Here is a 17,712-nt window from a genome sequence, read left to right as displayed (position 1 = left end):
GGAGAGTGGAGACGAGATGAGGGATGTGCTCGAACAGTTGCTCCGCGGGGAGGACTTGTCCGAGGCCGAGGCTCAGGCGGCCATGGAACAGGTCATGAGCGGAAAGGCGACCCACGCCCAGGTCGGGGCGTTTCTTACTGCCTTGAGGATCAAAGGAGAACGGGTGGAAGAGATCTCAGGTTTTGCCAAAGCCATGCGAAAGTTTGCCCAGCCCCTTCCCGTGGATGGGGATAAGGTGATTGACACCTGCGGTACCGGCGGCGACGGAGCCCGGACTTTCAACGTATCGACGGCGGCGGCGTTGGTGGCCGCGGCAGCCGGGGCCAAAGTGGCCAAGCACGGCAACCGGAGCGTGTCCAGCCGGAGCGGGAGTGCGGACGTCTTGGCGGCTTTAGGGGTGGAGGTAAACCTCTCCCCCGAGGAAGCGGCCCAGTGTCTGGAGGAAGTGGGGTTGTGTTTTCTGTTCGCGCCCAGTTATCACGGGGCGATGCGCCATGCCATGGCGCCGCGCAAGGAACTGGGTTTCCGGACGGTGTTTAACATTTTGGGTCCACTGACGAATCCCGCCGGGGCCCGACGCCAGGTGATGGGGACTTTCGCGCAGGATCTCGTGGAAAAGACGGCCAGGGTGCTGTTGCGACTCGGTGCGAACCACGCTTGGGTGGTGCACGGGATGGAAGATCACTTGGATGAGCTGAGCGTCAGCGGGCCGAGCTTCGTGGCGGAAGTGAAGGACGGGGCGGTGCGCACCTTTGTCTTGAATCCCGAAGACGCAGGATTGACCCGGTCGCCCCTCAGTGAAGTGGCGGGAGGCGACGCCCGGGAAAACGCAGCCATCATTCTGGACGTGCTGAGTGGAAAACGCGGTGGAGCCCGGGACATCGTTGTTCTGAACGCGGCGGCCGGCCTTCACGTGGCGGGAATTGCCCCGACCTTGGAGGCGGGAGTGACTCTAGCCCAGCGGATGTTGGACGAAGGTCGGGCGAAGGAAACGCTCGATCGGCTGGTGGAAGTCACGAAAGCTTTGGCCGGGCGGCGGGACGAGAGCGCCCCAGCGGTGAAAGGTGGGGTGGCGGGGTGACCATCCTCGAGCGGATTGTCGAGGAAAAGAAACGGGAGATCCCGGCCCTGGAGGCAAACGCGGCGGCCTGGGAGCCCCGCTTGGCCGCCGCGCCGCCGGTGAGGGATTTTCGCGCCGCACTGGAACAAGGGGCGACGCGCCGGGGGGCGGGGGCCGGAGTCGGGCTGATTGCCGAGGTCAAGAAAGCCTCCCCTTCCAAAGGGGTGATCCGCCGGGATTTCGATCCCCTCGCCATCGCGAAGGATTATGTGCGCGGAGGGGCGGACTGTATGTCCGTCCTCACTGACCGGACCTTTTTCCAGGGCGACCCGGGGTATTTGGAACAGATCCGCAAACACGCCGATGTGCCCCTCCTGAGAAAAGATTTTATTGTGGATGAGCGACAGGTGTGGGAGGCTCGTTGTCTCGGGGCAGATGCAGTTCTCCTGATCACCGCAATTCTCCCGAGTGATCGGCTGGAACGGTTGATTGCCGAGGTCCGTCGGTGGGGCATGACGCCTTTGGTGGAGGTGCACTCCGAGGAAGAGATGGATCGGGCTGCCGGTGCGGGGGCCGATGTGATCGGAGTGAACAACCGGGATTTGCGGACCTTTCAGGTGGATCTCGGCGTGACGGAGCGGCTGGTGCCTCGGGCGCCGAAAGGGGCCTTCGTGATAAGTGAAAGTGGGATTTCGGAGCCCGAGGACGTGCGCCGGGTACGAGAGGCCGGCGCCCGGGCCATTCTCGTGGGCGAGAGTTTGATGCGCCGGGATGACGTCATCGAAGGGATTGAGTTCCTGGTGGGTTCCCGGTGACGACAGTGAAGGCCTGCGGATTTACCCGGGCAGAGGATGTGGCGGCGGCGGAACGGCTGGGCGTAGATTGGATCGGCTTGGTGTTCGCGCCGAGTAAGCGGCGGGTGGAGGTAGAACAGGCAGCCGGTTTGCGGGCTGGCACCCGTCTTCGTTGCATGGGGGTGTTTGTCGACGCCGGGATTGAAAAGGTGAGGGAGACGGTCCGGCGGGTGGGTCTTGACGGGGTGCAGTTGCACGGGGCTGAATCCCCTGAGGACTGCCGACGGTTGCGGGATGAGGGATTGTTTGTGGTCAAGGCCTTCTCGGCTCTGCTGGAGAGACCCGGGGCGGCAGCGGCGTATCAGGGCGCCGTCGATGCCGTGCTCGTCGACGCCGGGGTTCCGGGGGAACGGGGAGGGCGGGGGCAAACCTTTCGGTGGCAAGACATTCCCGAATGGCGCAAGGGTGCCGAAGGGGTTTTTTTATGGATCGCCGGGGGGTTACGCCCGGAAAATGTTCAGGAATTGCTTCGGGGATACCGCCCGGATGGCGTGGATGTTTCCTCGGGGATCGAGACGGGAGTCCCCGGTGTCAAAGATGTGGCGAGAATGGAACAGTTTGTTCGAAAAGTGAGGGAATGGGATGACGGAACCCGATGAGCGGGGACGGTTCGGCCGATTTGGGGGGCAGTACGTCCCGGAAACGTTGATGTCCGCCCTGGAGGCGCTGGAAAAAGATTATCTCAAGTGGAAGGATGACGAACGTTTTTGCAACGACCTGCACCGGTTTTTGACCGATTATGCCGGGCGGCCGACGCCGCTGTATTTTGCGGAGCGGTTGACCAATCATGTTGGAGGGGCGCAGATTTGGCTGAAGCGGGAAGACTTGACCCACACCGGCGCTCACAAGATCAACAACACCATCGGTCAAGGACTCTTGGCCCATTATACGGGAAAACGGCGGGTCATCGCCGAGACCGGGGCGGGTCAGCACGGGGTGGCCACAGCGACGGTGGCGGCCCGGCTCGGTTTGTCTTGTACCGTGTTCATGGGTGAAGAGGATATCCGGCGCCAGGCGTTGAACGTGTTTCGCATGCGTCTGTTGGGGGCGGAGGTGGTGTCGGTCTCGTCGGGGACCGGCACCCTGAAGGACGCGATGAACGAGGCGATCCGGCACTGGGTGGAGCATGTGGAGGACAGCTTTTACGTGCTCGGCACCGTGGGCGGGCCCCATCCGTATCCGGTGATGGTGCGGAATTTCCAGCGGGTCATCGGGGACGAAACCAGGGCCCAGATCCTGGAGAAGGTCGGGCGCCTGCCCGACGCCATCGTCGCCTGCGTCGGAGGCGGTAGCAACGCCATGGGGATTTTCTATCCGTTTCTCGAAGACGAGGGTGTGCGTTTGTTCGGCGTCGAGGCGGCGGGCAAGGGGTTGTCCACCGGCCTTCACGCGGCGGCTTTGGAGGGGGGGGAGCCCGGGATTCTGCACGGGTGCTTCACGTACCTCTTGCAGGATCGCTACGGTCAGGTTAAACCGGCCCATTCCATCTCGGCGGGTCTTGATTATCCCGGGGTGGGTCCTGAGCACGCCTACCTCTATGAAACCGGCCGGGTGAAGTACGTGGGCGTGACGGACGATCAGGCCCTGGATGCCTTTCACCGATTGGCGGAGTTGGAGGGGATTCTGCCTGCCCTGGAGAGCGCCCACGCCGTGGCCTATACCCTGGAATTGGCCAGAAAGATGGATCCGGATCAGGTGGTTGTGATCAGCCTGTCCGGGCGCGGGGATAAAGATGTGGAAACCCTCATGCGGCAACAGTCCGGCCTTGGAGGTGATTCGGAATGAGCACCTCCTTGCAGGTTGCCTTGGAGAGACGACGGCGCGGGGGGGAAACCGGGTTCATTCCCTTTATCACCGCCGGGGACCCCACGATGGAGGTCACCGTGGAGGCGGTGCGGAGATTGGTCCGGGCCGGGGCGGACGCTGTGGAGATCGGGATGCCCTATTCCGATCCCCTGGCCGACGGTCCCACCATTCAGGCGGCTTCCGAGCGGGCTTTGCGCGGCGGGTTTCAGATGCCCGATTTGTTTCGGCTGGGACCGATCCTTCGGGAGGCGGCGGGGGAGGTGCCTTTGGTGGCTTTTACCTATGCAAACCCCGTCTACCGCTGGGGATGGCAGACCTTCGCGGAAGACCTGGCGAAGGCGGGATATGCCGGGGTGATCGTGCCGGATCTGCCCATGGAAGAGGCGACTCCTTTACGGGAGGCCGCCGACCGGGCGGGGGTGGCACTGGTGCCGCTTGTCGCACCCACCAGCCACGGGCGGATCGAACGGATTTGCAGAACGGCCAGGGGATTCGTCTATGCCGTGTCCTCCACGGGGGTCACGGGTGTCCGCAAACGGATGCCCGAGCACCTTTCCAGGTTCATTGACGACATCCGGCGGTGCACCGATCTGCCGATCGGCGTGGGCTTCGGGATCGGAACCCCGGAGGCGGCGGCTGCGGTGGCCGAGACGGCCGACGCGGTGATTGTGGGGAGCGCCTTGGTGCGCATCCTGGCCGCCATCACCGAAGAAGGAAAAGATGCCGGCGACGTGCTGGACGATCTCGAGACTTTTGCCCGAACATTGGTGGCTCCCTTGCGAAGGGCCGGGAAATGAGGGGATTGAAACGGTGACGGATAAGGGGCCGGCGCTTCATCGAATTGCCGTGGTGGGATGTGGATTGATCGGAGGCTCCCTGGCGCTGGCGTGGCAGCGAGCCGGGGTGGCTCGGGAGATTGTCGGGGTGGATGTGTCGGCCGAGCACCTGGAAATCGCCTTGGAGATCGGCGCCATCGATCGGGCGCTGCCCCTTCGGTCTGCGGTGCAGGAGGCCGACCTGGTGGTGCTGGCGGCTCCGGTCAAGGAATCGATGGCCCTGCTTCGGGAGATCGCCGCCTTTCATCCGGCCGCGGGCACGCTCATCACCGATGTGGGGAGCACAAAGCGGGCGATCTGCCGGGAAGCGACCCGGGTGTTGCCAGAAGGCGTATCGTTCATCGGGGGACATCCCATGGCGGGTTCCGAGAAATCTGGGATCCGGGCGGCGTCGCCCCGGTTGTACGAGAACGCCGTTTACGTCCTCACTCCGACCCCCGGGGAAAAACCGGAGATGATTCAGCGAATTCGGGATCTGGTCCAGGCAGCGGGAGCTCAGGTCTTGATTCTCGATCCCGACCACCACGACCGTTTGGTGGCGGCGGTGAGTCATCTTCCCCACGTCGTGGCGGCGCAATTGGTCCATCAAGTGGCCGAGTTGGGAGAAGACGATCCCCTGTATGCCGTTCTGGCGGCCGGAGGCTTCCGGGACGTCACCCGCATTGCGTCTGGACATCCGGTGATGTGGCGGGATATCCTATTGACAAACGGAGATCGTCTCAGACCGCTGTTTGAACGATGGAAGGATCAGATTGAGGAGCTCCTCGGATGGATCAATCGCCGGGACGGCGAGGCGTTAGAGACATTTTTCCGCCAAGCCGCCCGGTGGCGAGATGCCCTTCCCGTGCGAGGCCGGGGGGCGATTCGGCCGGCTTTTCAATGTACGGTGGACGTGCCCGACCAGCCGGGGATCATCGGCACTGTTGCCACCCTGCTTGGCGAGGCGGGGATTAACCTTCGAAACATTGCCATCCTCGAGAGCCGGGAAGACGAGGATGGCCAACTCAGTTTGACCTTCGATACCGAGGACGGCCGGGACCAGGCGGCTCGGCTGCTCGCCGATCATGGATTCAAGGTCGATCCGCGCATGTGAGAGCGCAGGTTCCTCCCCCGGCGGGGCGGCGGGACCGGCACGGGGGTGGCTTAGATGAAATTGATCGTTGAAATGGCCGGGGCGCTGAAGGGACAAGTCCGGGTGCCGGGGGACAAGTCGATTTCTCACCGGGCGGTCATGTTTACCTCCCTGGCCGATGGGGTGTCCCGGGTGGAGGGATTTTTGTTCGGCGCAGACTGTTTAAGCACGGTGGCTTGCATGCGCGCTCTCGGCGTCCCTGTGGATATAGAGGATGGCACTGTGATTGTGCACGGGGTGGGCATGCATGGACTCCAGGAGCCCGACGATGTCCTCGATGTGGGCAACTCGGGCACCACCATTCGGCTTTTGCTGGGTCTGTTGTCCGGGCAGACCTTTCATAGTTGTCTGACCGGTGATGCGTCGATCCGCAGGAGGCCCATGGGCCGGGTCGCGAAGCCATTGCTCAGTATGGGTGCCCGGATCGACGGCCGCCGGGACGGGGATCTGGCTCCCCTGTCGGTGCGAGGAGCAGATCTGCATTCGATTAAATATCAAATGCCCGTCGCCAGTGCCCAAGTGAAATCGGCCATTCTCCTCGCCGGGTTGTTTGCCTCCGGGGTGACCGGCGTACGAGAGCCCTCACCATCCCGGGACCACACCGAGCGCATGCTCAAAGCCCTCGGAGCGCCGATTTCCAAAAGGAGCGGCTACACCGAAATCGGTCGGCCGGCGCGGTTGAGAGCGATGGACATGCGGATCCCGGGGGACCTATCATCCGCAGCTTTTCTCTTGGTGGCCACACTGATCGTTCCAGGGAGCGAGTTGATCCTGGAAGACGTCGGCGTGAACCCGACCCGCACGGGGATTCTCGACGTCCTTGGCGCCATGGGTGCGCAGTTCGAGATCGAGGAAGGGGAACCCCAGGCCGGTGAACCCACCGCCCGCCTCGCCGCCAGGTCCGGGCCCCTGGTGGGGGCGACGGTCGGCGGTTCTTTGATCCCGCGGCTGATTGATGAGATTCCCATTCTCGCCGTGGCGGCGGCCGCGGCCGAGGGAACCACGGAGATTCGCGACGCTCGGGAACTACGGGTCAAAGAGACGGACCGCATTCGCACCGTGGCTGAAGAACTCCGCAAATTCGGCGTCCAGGTGGCGGAATTGGAAGACGGCCTCATGATTGAGGGGGGGCGGGTGCTGAAGGGCGCCCACTGCCGCAGCCACGGCGATCACCGAATCGCCATGGCGATGGCCGTGGCGGGCCTAGTGGCCGAAGGGGAGACGGTGGTGGAAGGGTGGGAGGCGGCGGACGTGTCCTTCCCCGGATTCGTTGATTTACTTCGGGAATTGGGAGCCCGGGTCCGGGTCGAGGAGTGAGCAGTCAAAAGAGGGGATGGCCGGAAAGGGAGAGGACAGGTGCCGCGCACCCCGGGGATCTAACCCCCGAGGTACGCTTTTTTCACCTCGTCGCTCTGGGCGAGTTCAGCGGCGGGTCCGCTGTGTTTAATCTGTCCGGTCTCCAGCACATACGCCCGGTTGGCGATGGAAAGGGCCATGTGGGCGTTTTGTTCCACGAGAAGAATGGTCGTGCCCGCTTGGTTGATTTCCCGGATAATGGAGAAAATCTCCTGGACCAGGATCGGTGCCAGCCCCATGGAAGGTTCGTCCAAGAGCAACAACCTCGGACGGGCCATGAGCGCCCGACCGAGGGCCAGCATCTGTTGCTCGCCTCCGGAAAGAGTGCCCGCAGACTGGCGACGCCGCTCCTGAAGGCGGGGAAAGCGGCTGTAAACCATCTCCAGGTCCTTCTGAACCCCGTCTTTGTCCTTGCGCAGATACGCCCCCATCTCGAGATTCTCTTCCACCGTCATGGTGGCGAATACCCGCCGACCTTCGGGCACTTGAGAAACGCCCATTCGGACAATTTCTTTCGCCGGCGTCTTGACCAGGGATCGCCCTTCAAACTGCACATCTCCGCTCCTGGGGGTGATGAGCCCGGAAATGGTGCGCAAAAGAGTCGTTTTGCCGGCGCCGTTCGCCCCGATCAAGGTGACGATGTCCCCTTGATCCACGGTGAGCGACACATTTTTCAAGGCGTGAATGACCCCGTAATACACGTTCAGATCCCGGATCATTAACATCACGAGGTCACCTCCCCGAGATAGGCTTCAATCACTTTGGGATTCGACCGAATTTCCTCGGGGCTGCCATGGGCAATCACCATGCCGTGGTCGAGGACGTAGATCCGTTCGCAGATTCCCATCACCAAGGACATGTCGTGCTCGATCAAGAGGATCGTCAGGGAAAACCGCTCCCGGATAAAAGCGATGAGGTCCATCAATTCCCGGGTTTCCTGAGGGTTCATCCCTGCTGCGGGCTCGTCCAGGAGCAAAAGCCTCGGTTCTGTGGCCAGGGCCCGGGCGATCTCCAGCCGCCTTTGCTCCCCGTACGGCAAGTTCCGGGCCAATTCGTGCTTTTTCTCTTCCAAATGAAACAAGCTCAGAAAGGCCAGCGCTTTCTCTTCGATCTCCTGCTCCCCGCGAAAATACGTGGGCAGGCGAAGAATGGAAGACATCACCCCGTGCCGCACGTGGTTGTGGTAGGCGATCTTGACGTTGTCCAAAACTGTCATGTCGCTGAACAGGCGGATATTTTGGAAGGTCCGGGCGATCCCCGCCCGATTGATCCGCCAGGGCGCCCACCCGACAAGAGATGCACCGTCAAAGAGGATCCGCCCTTCGCTGGGGGCATAGACTCCTGTCAACAGATTGAAGATGGTGGTTTTCCCCGCTCCATTCGGGCCGATCAGTCCCACCAATTCCCCGGTATCCAAGTGCAGTGAAACCTCGGAAACCGCCCGCAACCCTCCGAATTCGCACGTCACTTTGTCCAGCTCAAGGAGCGGCATGTTCGTCCCTCCTTCGTCCGAGCCCGATGGCGGAAAGGCGAAATTCCTTGGTTCCCATGAGCCCCTGGGGCCGGAAAATCATGATCAGGACGAGAATCAGGGAGTAAATGACCATTTGCCATTGAGGGTAATCCTGTAAGAACGCGGTGATGAGCGTCAATACCACGGCGCCCAGGATCGATCCGGTGATACTCCCCAGGCCTCCGAGCACCACGATGACCAGGATGTTGAAGCTCTGTAAAAACCCATAAGACGTCGGTTTAATAAAGTAAAACGTGTGGGCGGACAATGCGCCGGCGACTCCGGCGAAAAGCGCGCCCATGGAGAACGCCAGCACTTTATAATACGTGACGTTAATCCCCATCATTTCGGCGGCGACTTCGTTTTCCCGCACTGCGATACAGGCCCGTCCATGTCTGGAATGGACAAAATTGGCAATCACCACCACCGTGATCAACGCGGCGAAGTACAGCCACGTAAAATTCGTTTCTTTGTGCACCGTCATGCCCGCAGCTCCGCCCACATACTGGAGGTTGATCAGGATCACCTGGATAATCTGCCCGAACCCCAGGGTCGTGATCGCCAGGTAGTCGCCTTTCAGGCGAAGGGTTGGGATGCCGATGAGCAGCCCCGCCACTGCGGCGGCCAGGGCGGCGATGATGAGTGCCGGGAAAAAGGGCAGTTGCATCTTCGCCGTCAGGACCGCCGACACGTAAGCGCCCACGGCGGCAAACCCGGCGTGCCCAATGGAGAACTGACCGGTAAATCCGTTGATGAGATTGAGGCTGACCGCCAGGACCACGTTCAGGCACATTTGGTAGACGATCAGCGCCATATACGAGTCGATGATACCGTTATCGATCAGAAGGCCGATGATGGCGTACAACGCGAGGCCGATGCCGATCCACGCCCAAAACGACCATCGTCCCGCCAGAGCGCCTCGTTTTTTCTCCTGCATCGGCGTCACCTACACTTTCTCCCTGGCGTGTTTGCCGAAAAGACCTTCGGGCTTGACCAGCAGGATCAGGATCAGCAGGGCAAAGGCCACCGCGTCCCGCCACAGAGAAAAGCCCAGGGACTGAACCAGGGTCTCGATCATCCCCAACACCAGACCGCCCACCATCGCTCCGGGGATGACGCCGATTCCGCCGAGCACCGCGGCGATGAACGCTTTCAGTCCCGGCATGATGCCCATCAACGGATCAATGGCACTGTAGTAAGCGCCATAGATCACCCCGGCGGCCGCCGCCAGGGCTGAACCGATGGCAAAGGTAAAAGAGATCGTGCGGTCGACGTCGATCCCCATCAATTGGGCAGCCTCGGCATCGTAGGCGACGGCCCGCATCGCCTTGCCCATCTTCGTCCGGTGCACGATGAATTGAAGAATCACCATGAGCACCACGCTGAGAACGATGATGCCGATTTGCTGCACGCTGATCGTGACGCCGCCGAGGTTGATCGAACTGTTCGGCAACATGCTGGGATAGCCCCGGGCCTGGGCGCCCACCGCGATGATCCCCGCATTCTCGAGAAAGAGCGAAACCCCGATGGCGGTGATCAGCGCCGCAATTCTCGTGGATTTGCGGAGCGGTCGGTACGCAAACCGCTCGATCACCACGCCAAGCACGGCACAGGCGGCCATGGAGACGATGAGGGACCCCAAGAATCCAAGATGGAACACGGTATAGGAAAAATACGCCACAAAGGCCCCGACCATAAACACGTCACCATGGGCAAAATTGATCAGCTTGATAATCCCGTAGACCATGGTGTATCCCAGGGCGATGAGGGCGTAGATGCTACCCACCGATAAGCCGTTGACAAGTTGTTGGATAAATGTGGTCATACTACCCTCCCTCTTCACACGGCAAAGGGGGGATTGCCCCCCCTCGCGCGAGATTGATCATTCCGCCCACCGGCTGTGCCTTGGTCAGGTGGTGGGTTGAATCTTGGTCCGGAAGACCTGTTTGCCGTCTTTCATCTCAATGACCACCGCAGCCTTCACGGGATTGTGCTCGGCGTCGATACTCATCGTCCCGGTCACGGCGTCGAAATTCTTGGTCTGGGCCAGGGCGTCTTTAATCTTCACGGGATCGGTCGAGCCCGCCCGTTTGATGGCGTCTGCCACGAGGCGCACAGTATCATAGCCCAGGGCGGCGAATCCGTCCGGCTTCCGATTATATTTTTCCTGGAATTTCTTTACAAAATCCTGGATCTTCTGGTCCGGATCATCGGAGGAGTAATGGTTGGTGAAAAATACGTTGTTGGTGTTCTTCGCGCCGGCGATCTGGACCAAGGTGTCGGAATCATACCCATCCCCGCCCAGGATCGGCTGGTTCATGCCCAGCTCCCGGGCCTGTTTGATGATCTTGCCGACGTCCTGGTAATAGTTTGGAATATACAACAGATCTGGATTCATGCCCTTGATCCGGGTGAGGGTCGCCCGAAAATCAGAGTCGGTGGAGGTGTACTGCTCAGAGTCGATCACCTTGCCGCCCTGCTTCTCGAACTCTTTCTTAAAGGCGTCCGCCAGACCTTTGGCATAATCGCTGTCTTGGGCCACATAGAGGACGGCTGTTTTCGCGTTCAGGTCTTTTCTCGCAAAATCAGCGCCCACCGTGCCTTGGAAAGGATCGATGAAGCAGGTGCGGAAAGCGTACTCGTTCACCTTGCCCGTATTCGGATCCACGGTGATCTTGGCGGCCGTTCCGGTGGGTGTGATGATCGGAATCTTGGCGTCGGTGGCGACGTTCAATTCCGCCATGGTGTTGCCCGTTGTGGCCGGGCCCAAGATTGCGACGACTTTTTGTTCGATTAATTTTTGCGCAATAGTGGTCGACTGGGTGGTATCAGACTGGTTGTCCAACGCGATCAAGTTCAACTTTTTGCCAAGGACGCCGCCGGCTTGGTTGATTTCGTCCACGGCCAATTGCATGCCATCTTTGGCCGAGCTCCCGTAGGCTGAGACTTGGCCGGAAAGTTCGAGATTCGCACCGAGATTGATGGTGTCGCTTCCGGCACCCGTCGTGCCCGATCCCGAACCGCAGGCCGTCAGCAGTGCACTGCCGAGCAGCAGCGCCGTGACCACTGACCATGGTTTTTTCATGATGAGACCCCCTTGAAGGAAATGCTGACATATACCATTCCTAATCATACTGCACTATGAGATGAAAGTGCAGGCATTGTAGGAGGCTGAAAGAATAAGAAAAAGGGCGAATTTAGATAAGGGGTAGGCCTTATGTCCCATATCGGTGGATCACGCCCATATTCGGCATTTTCGAATAACCCATACGGGGATGGGCCATCCTAAGACGGGAAGTGTGAGGGGGGATCACGGTGCGGAGGGGTCCTCTGGTCGTTGGGACCGAACGCAAAGTGTGGTGTTACATGGATCATCCCCGGGCGAAAGAAGCCGTCCGCGCCCTCGCCATCTTCGCCGAACTGATCAAAAGTCCGCCGCAGGTTCGGGAGTACCGGATCACCGAACTCAGCCTTTGGCACGCCTGCGCTCTGGGATGGGGGTCCCGGGACGTGCTGGAAACGCTCCGGGATTTAGCCATGGGGCCCATCCCCTATCCGGTGCAGAAGTGGATTGTTTTCACCATGAATCGATGGGGAGGGCTCGTTCTCGAAAAGTCCGGGAACAGGTATCAGTTGCTGGCGCGCCAACCCCTGTCCGAGGACGTGCGCCACGCCCTTCAGCAGTCCGGCCTCCAGGAGCGAGGCGACCGCTGGACGGTGCCGGCGCGACAACGAGGCGAAATCAAGCGGCAGCTTCTATCCCTGGGCTATCCCGTGCTGGACATGGCCGGTTACGCCCCGGGGGAACCCCTCGACGTGGCTCTGAAGGGGACCGTGATTCTTCGCCCCTATCAAGAAGAGGCGGTGCAGGCCTTTTTTGACGAGGGTCGCCACGGGGGCAGCGGGGTCGTGGTCCTGCCCTGCGGGTCCGGGAAAACGATCGTGGGACTGGCGGTGATGGCCCGGTATCGCCGGCAGACCCTCGTTCTCACCTCCACCACCACCGCCGCCTACCAATGGAAGCGCGAGATCGAAGACAAATGTGAGATCGCCCCCGATTCCATCGGCGTCTACGCTGGAGATGAACGGGTGATCAAGCCTGTGACCATTTCCACCTACGCTTTGATGACGTGGAAGAATCCCAGGGGAGCCATGCCGCATCTCCGGGAGCTCGCCCGTCACCCCTGGGGGTTGGTGATTTATGATGAGGTGCAACTGGTTCCCGCCCCGATCTTTCGTTTTTCTGCCGGAATCCAAAACTGCCGGCGACTGGGGCTCACCGCTACCCTGGTGCGGGAAGACGGCCGGGAGACTGAGGTGTTCAGCCTGATCGGCCCGAAATGTTTTGACTTGCCGTGGCGCACCGTGGAAGAGGAGGGGTGGATCGCCAGGGCGGAATGTTATGAATTGCGGGTCCCCCTGGACCCCGCGGCGGAGGAAGCGTACCGCCAGGCCGAATCCCGTCAGCGGTGGCGAATTGCCGCGACAAATCCTCGAAAAGTCGAGGTGGCCGCAGAGCTGGTGGCCCGGCACCGGGGTACACCGGTGCTGGTGATCGGACATTATCTCGACCAGCTTCGGGAACTGGCCCATCGGCTCGGTGCACCGGATATCACCGGGGATACACCCGAGCGGGTGCGCCGGGAGACTTATGACGCCTTTCGCCGGGGCGAAATTCCCGTCCTGTGTTTGTCCCGGGTGGCCAACACGGCGGTGGATCTCCCGGATGCCCGGGTGGCGGTGGAGTTGTCCGGGAATTTTGGCTCCCGGCAGGAAGAGGCCCAGCGCCTCGGGCGCCTTCTTCGTCTGAAAAAAGACGGAGGGGGAGCGCGGTTGTACATGTTGGTGACCGAGGGCACCGAGGAGGTGGAGACGGCGGTGCGCAGGCAGCAGTTTTTGGCAGAGCAAGGGTATGAATATCGAATCTTCACGGTGCGGGCAGGGGTGGAACATGCGTTTGACGGAGTGTCTCAATGAATCGGATGTCGGCGCGTTACAGCGGATCGCGGTGCATTACGAAGGGGATTTTCATGCGAGTTCCAAAATGTCCCTGATCCAAGGGATTGTGGCCGAAATGGGTCGCCGGACAGAGATTTTCCGGCGGATTGAGGAATTTCCCCCGTTGATCAAAGACGTGGTGATCGCCCTGGCCTGCGAGCGGGAGGTATGGAGTGCGGAAGACCTCCGGGCCTTGGTGGGCCGGGTATTCGGCCAAGGAGTGGAGTGGCGGGAAGTGGCGGACCGAGTGATGGAAATGGGGTGGATGTTTCCCCTGCGGTCGTCCCGTTCTCACGTCTTGTACCATCTGCCGGATGAGGTTCGGGACGGGGTGAGGCAGTGGCTTCGGGAGAAGAGCCGAGAAGGAGCGGATCATGTCCCGGAACCGCTCGTGTGGAAGGATGAGAGCTTGGCCATGGTTCGGGATACAGCAGTCTTTCTGTCCTATGTCGGCCGGCGGGAACCAGAGTTGACCGGGGAGGGCGTGCTGTACCGGAGACACCAACAGCAGATCTTTCAATTGATGGAGATTCGGGAGGAACCTCTCGCCCCGGTCACATGGCGGTTTGGGTACGGGCGGCGGTTTTATGATTATCCCGATCGATTTGCAATAATTTACGATTTCTGCTACGCAAAGGGCTATGTGGAAGAAGGCCCGGAGCGCTTGGCCCTGGGAGCCCGGGCCCGGGCATGGCTGGCCCGGTCGGACGGGGACAAATGGAAAGAGATGTTCTCTTTCTGGCGGCACTTGTATCGCCGGGCGATTCCGGAGTTGCCTATGGCACTGATCTGGCTGTCCGAAGCTTGCGCCGGGGGGTGGGTCCGGGAGGATCGTCTCGATGCCCTTTTGGTTCCTTATGTACAAGGTTATTATTATGAGGACGCCGAGACTGTGAAGCACCGGAGGATTTACGCCATGCTCGTGCACTTCGGGCTTTTGCAGTGCGGGACCGGGGAAGACGGGAAGCGGGTGTACCGGAGAAGCGAGATGGCCGGGGGTCCCTGGACGGTCGCGGATGAGCCAAGGGTTTCCGAAGAAAGCCGGGGTATCGTCGTTCAGCCGCATTTTGACATCCTCGTCGAGCCCCGCTGGGTGGCGCGCCTGGCCCTTGATCTGGGTGCCTTTGCTGAACCCGTGAGCGGTGAAGGGTTTCCGGTGTATCGTCTCACCCGCCGCAGTGTGCGGGGGGCGGTGGATCGCGGGTGGAGCGGTGCCGATATGGTGAACTGGTTGCGGCGACACTGCCGCCACGAGGTTCCGGGTAACGTCGAAACACAAATTTTGCAATGGGCGAAAGGGCCGTCGTAGAAGGAAAATCGACGGCCTTCGTCGAATATAATGTTTCATACAAGGCGCGAATATTTGATCTTTTTGAGACGGGACGGCACGGGATGTTGGGGGCAAGGTCCTCTGGGGATTCCGTGGGATTGGAGGGGATCGGCATGGGGGAAGTCATCCGGGTCTCCGATAAAAAACAGTTTCTTCAATGGTTTTTGCAGCGCTATGAGCTGCGAAGTCCAGAGGCGGGGCGGCTTCTTCGGTATTTGTGCAACCAAGAACACATTTTGCAGCGGGTCCATTTTGCGGACGACCTGAGAAACCTGCCGAAGACGTTGCTCATTTCCGCCACCTGCGTGGACACGGCCCCTTTTCGGTTTTGTAAGAATGGAAGAGTGACCACCAGTGTCGCCGATGCGTTCCGGGACATTCGGCAGTTTCCCAATGAAGACATTTACATCAGCCTGTTTTTCCGCAATCGCGCCGCTTGCGCGGAATATTTGGCGGTGTTAGAACGACCGATCGGATCGAGCCAACGGCAGAGCGCGTTTTTTCTGGAACTTCAAGCTTATTGGATTCTTGATGCCATCCATCGGGAGGTCTTGTATCGGCACTGGATGGAGGCGGCTGATCGGGCATTGGAGTTGGGTGATCGGGAACTGTTTGAAAAGGCGGCCGAAGAATTGCGCCGCCTCGGAGACCCGGACGCGGCCATCCGATCGGTGGGGACGGAGGAGAACATGTGAGCCATTCACTGGGTCGCTGCGAACGTGATGCAACCGGATCCACGGGAAACGGCAAGCGATGACCCCGATGCCGGGACAAGGGGAGGGCTCGACTTTTGTCGAGTTCTTTTTTTCTGTACACTGCTAGGAAGAGCAGGGTTACTCAAGGAGGCGGAAGGGATGCTTTTGGGCGACATCGAGGTGGCGCGTTGGGAAGAGATGAAAACGCTCGTCGATACCCTGGCCGTGGGCGGGGCCCCCCTATGCACCGATCCCCGGGGACAGGTGGGGCTTTATGCCCGGGTGGCGTCGGAGATCGTCATCGCCTTGGAACAAGGCCTGTCCGGTCGCGTGCTCCGGCTTCCGGTCATGTTGCTTGAAGACGGTGTCCAAGGCGGCGAGTTTCTGCGGCGGGCCCGCATGTGGAAACAGCGGCTCGGCAGCACGGGTCCCTTGGTGGCGGTGGGAGTGGAGATTCCGGAGCTTGAGGGGGTGAGCGCCGAGGACGAGGGGGATCTGGTTCTCCTTTCCTTGACGGGAGAGCAGGTCCTGGCCCAGGTGGCTGTGCCGGGGGGCCTGGACCACGCCGTGGAAATGTGGCGCGGCCGCTTGGCAGAGGAGGTGGTGCATAGATGGGGGCAGTTTCAGACATCCTGAAAACAGCAGATGCACGCCGGGCGGATTGGCACAAAGTGTTCATATTCTTGTGGCGAGCTCCTGTTTCCCGTATTGAAACATGCCGTTTACAATGATAGGGGACGAGGGAGGAGTCGGGTGGATCCGGGGGGCGCGTTGACACCCAGATTGCAGCGGCGGTAACATGGGAAAGGGAGATTGCACCATTTCTGTGGGTGTGCCGGAAAGCCTGCGCGTGCGGATCGAATCCTGAGGAGGTTCGAGAAGCATGCGGGATGAAGCTATGCACTCGCACCGGGGGCGAGAGTGGACCCGGCGTCAGTTCCTGACCTATGCCCTGGGAGGGACGGGTGCGTTCATCGGGGCCTCGATCTTGGCTCCGTTGGTGACGTTTTCCCTCGATCCCTTGCGCAGAACCACCGGTTCCCGATTCGTGGAGGTCGGTAGCATCGGGGAGTTTAACCAGGATTTGCCGAAACAGATTCATTTTAAGGTGGCCCAGGCGGATGGCTGGATCCAGGGGGAGGCGACAATGACGGCCTGGGTGATCCTCAAAGGACAAGAGGTTTTGGCCATGTCCCCGAGGTGCACCCACTTGGGGTGCCAGGTGAACGGGACGGTGGATGCCGCAGGCAATCCGGTTCCCTCCACCGACGGCCAGTGGTGGTTTCACTGCCCGTGTCACGGCGGCCGCTATACGAAATATGGGATCAACGATCCGACGACGCCGCCCCAGAGACCTCTCGACGTATATGAGGTTAAAGTGGACAATGGGCGGGTCTTGTTGGGACCTATCCATCAGAGGACGGTGTAATGCATGTTCGAAAAGCTGTATGACTGGATAGACGAGCGCCTGAACGTGACGCCGATTTGGCGGGACATCGCCGATTACGACGTGCCGGCTCACGTCAATCCGGCAAACAAAATGTCGGCGTTCGTGTACTGCTTTGGTGGACTCACCTTTCTGATCATCGTGACCCAGATTCTATCCGGAATGTTTTTGGCCATGTACTACGTGCCGGATATCGTCAACGCGTACAAGAGTGTCGACTACATAACCAACGATGTTCTCCTCGGCAACATTGTGCGCGGCATGCACTTCTGGGGCGCCAGCCTCGTGATTATTATGATGTTCTTGCACATGCTCCGGGTGTTCTTCACCGGATCCTATAAAGCGCCGCGGGAACTGAATTGGATCGTCGGTGTCCTGATTTTTCTCGTGGTGATGATGTTTGGGTTCACCGGTTATCTGCTTCCCTGGGACCAAAAGGCGTATTGGGCCACCGCGGTCGGCACCAATATTGCCTCTACAGTCCCGATTCTCGGGCCGTATATCCGGACGCTTTTGGTGGGGGGCGACACCCTCGGTGCGTTGACGTTGACGCGGTTCTTTGCGATTCACGTGTTTTTCCTCCCTGCGTTCTTGCTGATCCTGTTGGCGGCCCACTTCTACATGATCCGTAAACAGGGGATTTCCGGTCCGCTATAATGAGTGGCGCGGCAGGGGATTGCAAAGA

General features: G+C 60.5%; 18 protein-coding genes. 13 read left to right on the top strand and 5 right to left on the bottom strand.

All coding sequences use genetic code 11. From position 1 onward, the window contains the following. The first annotated feature begins 16 nt into the window (after positions 1–16). The 7 genes from trpD to aroA are packed head-to-tail and all read left to right on the top strand — an operon-like array spanning position 17 to position 7,005. A complete protein-coding gene (trpD, locus tag BTUS_RS08545; protein WP_013075710.1) occupies positions 17–1,081 on the top strand; it encodes an anthranilate phosphoribosyltransferase in 1,065 nt (354 codons plus the stop codon). Next, the gene (gene trpC, locus BTUS_RS08540; RefSeq protein ID WP_013075709.1) at positions 1,078–1,875 is read left to right on the top strand and encodes an indole-3-glycerol phosphate synthase TrpC; all 798 of its coding nucleotides are present in this window, start codon (positions 1,078–1,080) and stop codon (positions 1,873–1,875) included. Before trpD ends, trpC begins: the two co-directional genes overlap by 4 nt. Continuing rightward, positions 1,872–2,513, top strand: coding sequence for a phosphoribosylanthranilate isomerase (locus BTUS_RS08535; RefSeq protein WP_013075708.1), 642 nt, complete (start codon positions 1,872–1,874; stop codon positions 2,511–2,513). The genes trpC and BTUS_RS08535 overlap by 4 nt, the downstream gene beginning before the upstream one ends. Next, the gene (trpB, locus tag BTUS_RS08530; protein ID WP_013075707.1) at positions 2,497–3,699 is read left to right on the top strand and encodes a tryptophan synthase subunit beta; all 1,203 of its coding nucleotides are present in this window, start codon (positions 2,497–2,499) and stop codon (positions 3,697–3,699) included. Before BTUS_RS08535 ends, trpB begins: the two co-directional genes overlap by 17 nt. After that, positions 3,696–4,517 (top strand): tryptophan synthase subunit alpha, encoded by an 822-nt coding sequence (gene trpA / locus BTUS_RS08525; RefSeq protein WP_013075706.1) that lies wholly within the window; start codon positions 3,696–3,698, stop codon positions 4,515–4,517. Before trpB ends, trpA begins: the two co-directional genes overlap by 4 nt. A 13-nt stretch (positions 4,518–4,530) precedes the next feature. After that, the gene (locus BTUS_RS08520) at positions 4,531–5,649 is read left to right on the top strand and encodes a prephenate dehydrogenase (protein ID WP_013075705.1); all 1,119 of its coding nucleotides are present in this window, start codon (positions 4,531–4,533) and stop codon (positions 5,647–5,649) included. Positions 5,650–5,703: 54 nt separating this feature from the next. Then, complete coding sequence (gene aroA, locus BTUS_RS08515; RefSeq protein ID WP_013075704.1) at positions 5,704–7,005, top strand: 3-phosphoshikimate 1-carboxyvinyltransferase; 1,302 nt, start codon at positions 5,704–5,706, stop codon at positions 7,003–7,005. A 59-nt stretch (positions 7,006–7,064) separates the two neighbouring features. Here aroA and BTUS_RS08510 read toward each other — a convergent pair whose 3' ends face one another. From BTUS_RS08510 to BTUS_RS08490, 5 genes are all read right to left on the bottom strand, one after another. Then, the gene (locus BTUS_RS08510; RefSeq protein ID WP_013075703.1) at positions 7,065–7,769 is read right to left on the bottom strand and encodes an ABC transporter ATP-binding protein; all 705 of its coding nucleotides are present in this window, start codon (positions 7,767–7,769) and stop codon (positions 7,065–7,067) included. Further along, positions 7,769–8,536 carry an ABC transporter ATP-binding protein gene (locus BTUS_RS08505; RefSeq protein WP_013075702.1) on the bottom strand — a complete coding sequence of 256 codons (768 nt, stop codon included), beginning with the start codon at positions 8,534–8,536 and terminating at the stop codon, positions 7,769–7,771. Before BTUS_RS08505 ends, BTUS_RS08510 begins: the two co-directional genes overlap by 1 nt. Next, positions 8,523–9,494 carry a branched-chain amino acid ABC transporter permease gene (locus tag BTUS_RS08500; protein WP_052300738.1) on the bottom strand — a complete coding sequence of 324 codons (972 nt, stop codon included), beginning with the start codon at positions 9,492–9,494 and terminating at the stop codon, positions 8,523–8,525. The genes BTUS_RS08505 and BTUS_RS08500 overlap by 14 nt, the downstream gene beginning before the upstream one ends. Positions 9,495–9,503: 9 nt before the next feature. After that, a complete protein-coding gene (locus BTUS_RS08495; RefSeq protein ID WP_013075700.1) occupies positions 9,504–10,382 on the bottom strand; it encodes a branched-chain amino acid ABC transporter permease in 879 nt (292 codons plus the stop codon). Positions 10,383–10,466: 84 nt separating this feature from the next. After that, positions 10,467–11,642: an ABC transporter substrate-binding protein gene (locus tag BTUS_RS08490; protein ID WP_013075699.1), complete on the bottom strand. Its 1,176-nt coding sequence runs from the start codon at positions 11,640–11,642 to the stop codon at positions 10,467–10,469. A gap of 230 nt (positions 11,643–11,872) precedes the next feature. On the opposite strand from BTUS_RS08490, the gene BTUS_RS08485 reads away from it, so the two are divergent. From BTUS_RS08485 to qcrB, 6 genes are all read left to right on the top strand, one after another. After that, positions 11,873–13,534, top strand: a complete 1,662-nt coding sequence (locus BTUS_RS08485; protein ID WP_013075698.1) for a DNA repair helicase XPB — start codon at positions 11,873–11,875, stop codon at positions 13,532–13,534. Next, complete coding sequence (locus tag BTUS_RS08480; RefSeq protein ID WP_013075697.1) at positions 13,509–14,864, top strand: helicase-associated domain-containing protein; 1,356 nt, start codon at positions 13,509–13,511, stop codon at positions 14,862–14,864. Before BTUS_RS08485 ends, BTUS_RS08480 begins: the two co-directional genes overlap by 26 nt. 134 nt (positions 14,865–14,998) lie before the next feature. After that, positions 14,999–15,580, top strand: coding sequence for a YpiB family protein (locus tag BTUS_RS08475; RefSeq protein WP_013075696.1), 582 nt, complete (start codon positions 14,999–15,001; stop codon positions 15,578–15,580). 159 nt (positions 15,581–15,739) lie between these two features. Next, positions 15,740–16,216: a hypothetical protein gene (locus BTUS_RS08470; RefSeq protein ID WP_013075695.1), complete on the top strand. Its 477-nt coding sequence runs from the start codon at positions 15,740–15,742 to the stop codon at positions 16,214–16,216. Positions 16,217–16,463: 247 nt separating this feature from the next. Further along, positions 16,464–17,009 carry a QcrA and Rieske domain-containing protein gene (locus tag BTUS_RS08465; protein ID WP_013075694.1) on the top strand — a complete coding sequence of 182 codons (546 nt, stop codon included), beginning with the start codon at positions 16,464–16,466 and terminating at the stop codon, positions 17,007–17,009. A gap of 3 nt (positions 17,010–17,012) precedes the next feature. Continuing rightward, positions 17,013–17,684 carry a menaquinol-cytochrome c reductase cytochrome b subunit gene (gene qcrB / locus BTUS_RS08460; protein ID WP_013075693.1) on the top strand — a complete coding sequence of 224 codons (672 nt, stop codon included), beginning with the start codon at positions 17,013–17,015 and terminating at the stop codon, positions 17,682–17,684. Positions 17,685–17,712: the final 28 nt, after the last annotated feature.

This window comes from Kyrpidia tusciae DSM 2912 (assembly GCF_000092905.1).
In the GTDB taxonomy this organism is placed as follows: domain Bacteria; phylum Bacillota; class Bacilli; order Kyrpidiales; family Kyrpidiaceae; genus Kyrpidia; species Kyrpidia tusciae.
Note: the sequence above shows the minus strand (reverse complement) of the source record. Positions and strands in the feature narration are given on the sequence as shown.

Bases quoted from the DNA above. Each gene is read 5' to 3' on its own strand.
- trpD (WP_013075710.1), top strand. From the start codon at position 17: ATGAGGGATGTGCTCGAACAGTTGCTCCGCGGGGAGGACTTGTCCGAG.
- trpB (WP_013075707.1), top strand. From the start codon at position 2,497: ATGACGGAACCCGATGAGCGGGGACGGTTCGGCCGATTTGGGGGGCAG.
- trpA (WP_013075706.1), top strand. From the start codon at position 3,696: ATGAGCACCTCCTTGCAGGTTGCCTTGGAGAGACGACGGCGCGGGGGG.
- aroA (WP_013075704.1), top strand. From the start codon at position 5,704: ATGAAATTGATCGTTGAAATGGCCGGGGCGCTGAAGGGACAAGTCCGG.
- BTUS_RS08510 (WP_013075703.1), bottom strand. From the start codon at position 7,769: ATGTTAATGATCCGGGATCTGAACGTGTATTACGGGGTCATTCACGCC.
- BTUS_RS08505 (WP_013075702.1), bottom strand. From the start codon at position 8,536: ATGCCGCTCCTTGAGCTGGACAAAGTGACGTGCGAATTCGGAGGGTTG.
- BTUS_RS08500 (WP_052300738.1), bottom strand. From the start codon at position 9,494: ATGCAGGAGAAAAAACGAGGCGCTCTGGCGGGACGATGGTCGTTTTGG.
- BTUS_RS08495 (WP_013075700.1), bottom strand. From the start codon at position 10,382: ATGACCACATTTATCCAACAACTTGTCAACGGCTTATCGGTGGGTAGC.
- BTUS_RS08490 (WP_013075699.1), bottom strand. From the start codon at position 11,642: ATGAAAAAACCATGGTCAGTGGTCACGGCGCTGCTGCTCGGCAGTGCA.
- BTUS_RS08480 (WP_013075697.1), top strand. From the start codon at position 13,509: ATGCGTTTGACGGAGTGTCTCAATGAATCGGATGTCGGCGCGTTACAG.
- BTUS_RS08475 (WP_013075696.1), top strand. From the start codon at position 14,999: ATGGGGGAAGTCATCCGGGTCTCCGATAAAAAACAGTTTCTTCAATGG.
- BTUS_RS08470 (WP_013075695.1), top strand. From the start codon at position 15,740: ATGCTTTTGGGCGACATCGAGGTGGCGCGTTGGGAAGAGATGAAAACG.
- BTUS_RS08465 (WP_013075694.1), top strand. From the start codon at position 16,464: ATGCGGGATGAAGCTATGCACTCGCACCGGGGGCGAGAGTGGACCCGG.
- qcrB (WP_013075693.1), top strand. From the start codon at position 17,013: ATGTTCGAAAAGCTGTATGACTGGATAGACGAGCGCCTGAACGTGACG.